Source organism: Affinirhizobium lemnae (assembly GCF_022968395.1).
In the GTDB taxonomy this organism is placed as follows: domain Bacteria; phylum Pseudomonadota; class Alphaproteobacteria; order Rhizobiales; family Rhizobiaceae; genus Neorhizobium; species Neorhizobium lemnae.
In genome coordinates this window covers 150426-157079 of record NZ_JALJQZ010000007.1, presented here as the reverse complement: position 1 = coordinate 157079, position 6654 = coordinate 150426, and the positions used below count along the sequence as shown (strand labels likewise).

Here is a 6654-nt window from a genome sequence, read left to right as displayed (position 1 = left end):
GATCTCCAAAATCAGCTTTGAATCCGATTTGCGCTCTTTTGGGAATCCCAATCCTTAAATCATCACCACGACCTAGGGCGCAATTCCGACAGTACGCATCTGACGGGCCGCCTTAAACGAGAAAACCCGCCTTTCGGCGGGTTTTCGATATCTTATCCTCAGGCGCTCTTAGAATGCGCGCTGCAGACGGAAGAAGCCAGTCCAGCTTTCCGGACCGTTGTCGATATCCTGGTAATTTGCAGTAACCTTGGCCGACAAGTTCGTGGCCAACTGATAATCTACGGTGACGCCAGCGCGCCATGCATCGCCACCAACAAAGTCACCAAAGCGGTTGGTCTGTACCTTCCAGAGATACTGAGCAGCCGGAGTGATCGTGAACTTGTCGTTCAGCTTGATGGCGTATTCACCGGCGACAGTCCATTCGGACTCATCGTAGTAAGCATTTGCACCGCTAGCCCAGGCAGCGGAAAGGCCGAGCGTGCCAGGGCCAAGATCCGCATAGGCAATCGCACGCAGAGCGCCGTTTTCCTGGTCGATATCGTATGAACCGATCAGGTTGCCGCGGATAGCTCCTTCGGAAATCCCAACTGCGCCGCTGATGCCGACATTGTTATTGGCCTTCGGAACGAAACCATACGCTACGCCGAGATTTGAACCACCAGCATAGGCGCTTTCAAGTTCTTCAACAGCGAGACCTGCAAAGAATGCGCCAGAAGTGTAAGTATAACGGATAGCGTTATACTGAGTTGTGTTAGACGACAGGAGATCCGTTTCGGCGGACAGATCGTCATCCCACCAGCTATAGAAGAAGCCGACTTTGAGGCCGCCCACTTCGATAAAGGCTTGGTCCACGTTTACGCCGCGGTTGGTGCTGTTATCGGCATCGCCGCGCAGGCCAATGAAGCCACGTATCGTGCCGAGTTCGGAGTCCGAACGGGCGTCGAATTCAAGCTGCGCACGGGTGAAGCTGTCCCAGTCAGACGTACCAGAAGAGTCGCGACCGAAACCTGTCTGGAAACGAACGTAGCCACCAATCTTGAGGCAGGTCTCAGAACCCGGAATGTAGAAGAAGCCAGCGCCAAATGCATCGCATACGCGAACGTATTCCATCGGCTCAGGCTGAGCGGCAACGATAGCATCGGCAGCGTAGGATGCCGAAGCAAAAGAAAGCGCAGCTACAGAGCTTGCGGCGAGAACCTTAAAGTTCATGTTTTTCCCTCGAGAATTGAAACCATCGGGCGTCAGGTCGGCTTGGGTCAACCTGATGTAGGCGTATTAAAGCACCAGCTTTCGCGGTCGCAAAATTAAAAAACTATATTTTGTCACTATCAACGGCCGTTGAATTCTAGATTGTTGCGAAAGCGTGACACATTCGTGGCGAAGCAACATCTAATAGTTAATCATGTCTCTCCAGCACACGCAAAGCAGGCGCTAAACTAACGAAATATTAATAAATTCAACGGCTTCCCAGGCACATTTCTGCCTTATTTCGACCAGAATTGCCTTAATTTCTGCGCGTAAGAGAATCACTGCACGCATCGGTAACGCGGAATGGGACTGGAATTGCGAAAAGTGCGCCCGCAAAACTGCGCGGCCCTTTCGCGCCACGACCATTCGAATCGTTAAACTGCGGGATTCTGCGCAACGATTCCCGTCTCCACTGCGCACTAAAGAAAATCTCCAATCACGCATACCTACGAAGAGGTGATGTGTCACTCACGAGAAATTTCAGTCGGCCGAATTCGATCGCTTCTTGGACAATCAGAAATGCTGACAAGCACCGAACTATGCGCCTGAGATCAACAGCCCAAGACAGCAATTGGCCGATGCAGGAGCATAGGGAGGTTGAGAACTGGCGACCAAGATGCAAAAGGTCAAGGGGCTATCCTGTGGCCATCAAACGCAAGAAACCCGGCGCAAGGCCGGGTTTCCGCAATCAGACCCTAACGGTCAGATTAGAACGAACGCTGCAGACGCAGGTAACCAGACCAGGACTCCTGAGCGCGATCAGGATCGTAGTACTGTACCGAAGCCTTTGCAGACAGGTTCTTGGCCAGCTGGTAGTCAAGCGTCAGACCAGCCTTCCAGGCATCGCGCGAACCAACGAAGTCGCCGAAGCGATTCTGGTCGATCGTCCAGAAGTACTGGAAGCCGGGGGTGATCTTGAACTTGTCGGTGACCTTTACAGCGTATTCAGCTGCAACAGTCCACTCAGACGCGTCGTAGTAGGCGTTCTGGCCAGATGCCCAAGCAACTGCGAAGCCGAGCGTGCCCGGTCCGAGGTCAGCCGTTGCGATCATGCGCAGAGCGCCGTTTTCCTGGTCGATGTCGTAACCGCCAACTATGGCAGCCTTAACGGAGCCGAATGCGCCGCCAACGGTACCTTCGATACCAATGTTGTTGTTCGGCTGAACAGCGCGAGCAACACCAAACGGAGCAAGCTGAGACGTGTAGGAAGCGCTTTCCAGCTCGTCTACAGCAAGACCAGCGTAGAATGCGCCAGCTGTGTAGGTGTAACGGATTGCGTTCCAGGCCGTGTTGTTGGCCAGAGCGTCGGTTTCGCCAGAGAGGCCGTCATCCCACCAGTTGAAGAAGTAACCAACCTTGAGGCCACCGACTTCGATGAAGGCCTGGTCGACGTTTACGCCACGGCTTGCGCTGTTCAGTGCGTTACCCTGCAGAGCGATGTAACCGCGAAGCGTGCCGAGTTCAGAGTCAGAACGGGCGTCGAAGTTCACCTGACCGCGGGTGAAGGAATTCCAGTCAGACGTACCCGACAGGTCACGGCGGAAGTCCGTCTGGAAACGAACGTAGCCGTCGATCTTGAGGCAGGTTTCAGAACCCGGAATGTAGAAGAAACCAGCGCCGAATGCGTCGCAAACGCGAACGTATTCCATCGGCTCCGGCTGAGCAGCAACGATAGCGTCGGCAGCCTGGGCGCCGGATACTGCTGCAAGCGCAGCAGCGGAGCCGAGAAGAAGGCTCTTGATGTTCATAATGACCTCCAGTCAAGTTTAACGAGGGTTTGGGTTTTTAGATCGAACAACGACCTTCCCTGCCCCACACCCGTTTAATCAGAAGGTAGACGATCCACCGCCTCGCTTCTGTTGGTGAACATACTCGGTCGTCTGGCGCTTGCAATCGTGAAGTTGAGCCTAATCCAACAAGCCAAGTTGCTTCACCAAGGCCTGTTGCTCAAACGACACAAAAGGCCGTGGAGAACGTTTCAAATTTTACAAATGGTTAAGAAAGTCGTTTTCCGACAGGGTGTTACGCGCAATCAAGCCAGCCAAGAGCCTGTTGCGAAATTGCACCAGCACAGCCTCAGGCTGCGCGACTAATTGTTATATTTTGTAAATTTGCGATGCACGTTTTGGCATCAAAGGTGGCGGAGAGGAAGGGATTCGAACCCTCGATACGCTTTTGACGTATACTCCCTTAGCAGGGGAGCGCCTTCGACCACTCGGCCACCTCTCCGTTGCCGATGTGATTATGTTGTCACGTCTCCGATTGCAAGGCATTTTGCGAGAGTACCTGCAAAATCCCACACAACATTGGAAATCCTTGAGCTTTTTGCGATGAGACACGGCTTCAGGCAAGCAACTCTTTGAGATCGCGCGTCGGATCCTCAAGAATCGATCGATTCAAAGGCATGTTCGAATCCAACAGTTTCTTGCCGGTAACATAGGCCTTGGCATCGTTGATAGCATCGACAGCAACAAACCGCTTCTCCCGAAAGTACCAGATCGACTGGCTGCCCGGTCGCGCTCCCGGCCGAACAAAGGTTTCGTCAAAGCCGAGATTCAAGCCCGCAATCTGCAGTTTGACATCATACTGATCGGACCAAAACCACGGTTTAGGCTCGTAGGACTTGTTGCCGCCAGCGAGAATTTCTGCAAGCGCCTCCGCCTGGTCGACAGCGTTCTGTACTGATTCCAGCCGGATCATCGTATTTTGCCACGGCATGCTAGCGCAGTCGCCAATCGCATGGACGTCCGGATCAGATGTCCGCGTCATCGAGTCGACCACTATCCCATCCGTCACCGTCAATCCGGCAGCCTGGGCAAGCGCCGTATTCGCCGTTACGCCGATTCCGACGATGGCCAGATCGAGATCGATGACGGTTCCGTCTGCCAATTCGGCACCCACCAGCTTGCCGTCCTCCCCAAGCAGGCGACGCAAGCCCGTCGATTCGCGAATCGTAACGCCATGCGATTCGTGGATGTCACGTATGACGTCTGCCGTTTGTGAGGAGGCGACTCGCTTGAGGATGCGGTCCGCCATTTCGATAAGCGTAACCTGAAGCTCTTTGTGTCTGGCGACGGCCGCCGCTTCCAGGCCGATATAACCGCCGCCGATCACCAGAGCCCGCGCACCTGGTTTAAATGCCGCCGCCAGCCGGTCCGCATCGCGCTTGTCCCGCATGACGAAAACGTTTTCGAGAGCGCCCCCGATGGCTGCGGGAAGTCGTCGCGGCGCAGCTCCAGTCGCGAGGACGAGTTTACTGTAATTCAGGGAAGATCCGTCCTGCGTGCGAACAGAGCGAGAAGCAAGATTGATCTCCTCTACAAACGTCGAAAGCCGCAGATCGATCGTATGATCGGCGTACCAGCCGTCTGGACGCATCTGAAGACGGTCAAACTCCATCTCGCCCAGCAGATACTTCTTTGAGAGAGGCGGACGTTGATAGGGCGCGACATCCTCCGCGGTCAGGATCGTGATCGAGCGGCTGTCACCAAGGCTGCGAAGCTTGGCCACAAGCGAGAAAGCAGCCTGTCCGCCCCCAACAACCACCAGATCAACCGTCATCGCCTGCTCCTTCATTCGCGTCTTCCGCCCTCTTCCTATCGAGCGTAGAGACCGCTTGGGTAGCGCCGCGTATCGGCAGCGTCAACGAAGGAGACGGCTGGCGCGACATATCGTCTAAACTTGAGCTGCCCGTCATATTTTATAGAGCGCCTTTACCGCTTGGTAGGTGATATCCCTTATTATCGAGTTCCAATAGCGATGGAGGGCGTCATGTCCTTGAATATCAACCTTGATCCGAAAGCGAACATTCCGCGCGACCAGGTATTTCCTAAATATGTCATCGATCGGCCGGGCAAAGTTATCTTTGTTGGTCACCATCTGAGCACGGCCTCTCACTTCCGCTGCATCGTGCGTAACATCTCCCTTTACGGTGCGGATCTGGATGTAAGCCCCAACCTCACGATGCCAAAAAACTTTTTCCTCGAAATTCTCGGCATCCATGACGAAATTGGCTGCACGGTGATCCGGCGCGAAGCTGAGCATGTGGTTGTCGGCTTCAACATGCTTTTGGCCCCAGAATTCCTGCATCACGTCATCCGGCGGGGTTTTGAAGACGCCTGATAAGGCGTTCCGGGTTTGATGGAAGAGTGAGCCGTTAACGCTTCAAGTATACTTGCGGATGCGCGAGAGCACTCTATGGTGTGGCCCATACTGCCCTTCAAGCCGGGAACATCATGCCAAGCTTTGCGCGCTTCACACCTCTTCTTTCCTCACTGCCTGCCACTGTTCCGTTTGTCGGACCGGAAGCAATAGAACGAAACCGTGGACTGAGAGTGAGGGCCAGAATCGGCGCCAATGAAAGCGGTTTCGGTCCGGCACCGTCCGTCGTGGCCGCCATGGCAGAGGCTGCCTCCAATACCTGGCATTATTCCGATCCGGAGAATTTCGAACTCAAGCAGGCCTTGGCAGCGCATCTTGGCTGCTCCCCGACCAATATCGCGGTGGGCGAAGGCATCGATGCACTTCTCGGCCATATCGTTCGCATGATCATAGAGCCGGGAATGCCGGTGGTGACATCACTCGGCGCCTATCCCACCTTCAACTTTCATGTCGCCGGCTATGGCGGCCGACTTGTCACCGCACCTTACGTGCAGGATCGGGAAGATCTGGCCGGTCTGTTTGAGCTTGTGAAGCGCGAAAATGCGCCACTGGTCTATTTCGCCAATCCGGACAATCCCATGGGAAGCTGGTGGAATGCCGATGCCGTGGTCGAATTTGCCGAAGCGCTGCCGGAAACCTGTCTGCTGATCCTGGACGAGGCCTATTGCGAAACAGCACCAGACGGCACGACCCCGGCGCTTTCCCGTTTGATCGACCGGCCTAATGTGATGCGCACGCGCACGCTTTCTAAAGCCTATGGTCTTGCCGGGGCGCGGGTTGGATATGTCATCACCACGCCTGAAAACGCGCAGGCTTTCGACAAGATTCGCAATCATTTCGGAATGGCGCGGATCAGCGTGGCTGGTGCCTTGGCGGCCCTGAAGGATCAGGCCTATCTCACGGATGTGCTGCAGAAGATCTCTGCATCTCGTGACGCAATTTCCGACATCGCCAGAGCGAACGGGCTTCTGCCGCTGGTTTCGGCAACCAATTTTGTCGCGATCGATTGCTGTCGGGATGGCGTCTATGCGCGGGCCATCGTGGATGGCCTGATGGAGCACGGCGTGTTCATCCGCATGCCGGGTGTTGCGCCGCTCAACCGGTGCATCCGCATCAGCACGGGACTGCCGCAGGACATGGCACTGCTGGCGGAGGCCCTGCCGCAGGTCTTGAAGACGATCGGCTGAAGATTAATAAGCTCTTCAGCCTCTTCGCCGGTCTGACGGTTCAGGGATAGGCGTGCGA

At 55.2% G+C, this 6654-nt stretch carries 5 protein-coding genes and 1 tRNA gene; 2 read left to right on the top strand and 4 right to left on the bottom strand.

Annotated features, from left to right (window positions below):
- Window positions 1-168: 168 nt before the first annotated feature.
- From MUU53_RS06880 to MUU53_RS06865, 4 genes are all read right to left on the bottom strand, one after another.
- Complete coding sequence (locus tag MUU53_RS06880; RefSeq protein ID WP_247260240.1) at window positions 169-1209, bottom strand: porin; 1041 nt, start codon at window positions 1207-1209, stop codon at window positions 169-171.
- Window positions 1210-1955: 746 nt separating this feature from the next.
- Window positions 1956-2996: a porin gene (locus MUU53_RS06875; RefSeq protein WP_247260239.1), complete on the bottom strand. Its 1041-nt coding sequence runs from the start codon at window positions 2994-2996 to the stop codon at window positions 1956-1958.
- 390 nt (window positions 2997-3386) lie between these two features.
- Window positions 3387-3477 (bottom strand) — tRNA-Ser (locus MUU53_RS06870).
- A 114-nt stretch (window positions 3478-3591) separates the two neighbouring features.
- Window positions 3592-4809 carry an NAD(P)/FAD-dependent oxidoreductase gene (locus MUU53_RS06865; protein WP_247260238.1) on the bottom strand — a complete coding sequence of 406 codons (1218 nt, stop codon included), beginning with the start codon at window positions 4807-4809 and terminating at the stop codon, window positions 3592-3594.
- Window positions 4810-5019: 210 nt separating this feature from the next.
- Between MUU53_RS06865 and MUU53_RS06860 the strand changes: the two genes are divergently transcribed.
- Window positions 5020-5370 carry a hypothetical protein gene (locus tag MUU53_RS06860; RefSeq protein WP_247260237.1) on the top strand — a complete coding sequence of 117 codons (351 nt, stop codon included), beginning with the start codon at window positions 5020-5022 and terminating at the stop codon, window positions 5368-5370.
- A 113-nt stretch (window positions 5371-5483) separates the two neighbouring features.
- The gene (locus tag MUU53_RS06855; protein ID WP_247260236.1) at window positions 5484-6596 is read left to right on the top strand and encodes a pyridoxal phosphate-dependent aminotransferase; all 1113 of its coding nucleotides are present in this window, start codon (window positions 5484-5486) and stop codon (window positions 6594-6596) included.
- The last annotated feature ends 58 nt before the right edge of the window (window positions 6597-6654 follow it).